The organism is Bartonella sp. AA83SXKL (genome assembly GCF_042196965.1).
Classification (GTDB): domain Bacteria; phylum Pseudomonadota; class Alphaproteobacteria; order Rhizobiales; family Rhizobiaceae; genus Bartonella.
The window spans coordinates 515-893 of sequence record NZ_JBHIRG010000124.1; the positions used below are offsets into that span (position 1 = coordinate 515).

The window sequence follows — 379 nt, forward strand, 5'->3', positions numbered from 1 at the left end:
GTAGATGCGTGGGATGTAAAAGCTTATCGGTTCTTATTGTTTCTCTTCACTCGCAAGGATGAAGGTTTCTAAAACATTGCTGGATGAGAAGCAAAAGAGGCGCTTTCTCTCGCATGGAGAAAGTACCTCGGAAGAGATGAACTGTACAATACAGACTTTGATCTTAAAAACGGTCTTTTTTCTCTTTTTTCCACAAAAAATAAGTTGCAAGTCCAAGGATCGGAATACCTAATTTTGCAAAAGGTAGATGTTTGCTAAGCAATGCAACACTTTCTAGAGTTGCTTCTGTCATAAGTTTATGGCGTTGTTCTTCTGATTTCTTTTGTTGATCATAGTGCTGATAGGCTTTGAGAAAGCGGCTGATTAAAATACCTAAGGT

General features: G+C 38.3%; 1 pseudogene. It reads right to left on the minus strand.

The window, feature by feature from the left end:
* Window positions 1-163: 163 nt before the first annotated feature.
* Window positions 164-379: pseudogene (locus ACFINO_RS10065) on the minus strand (hypothetical protein); the annotation flags it as partial.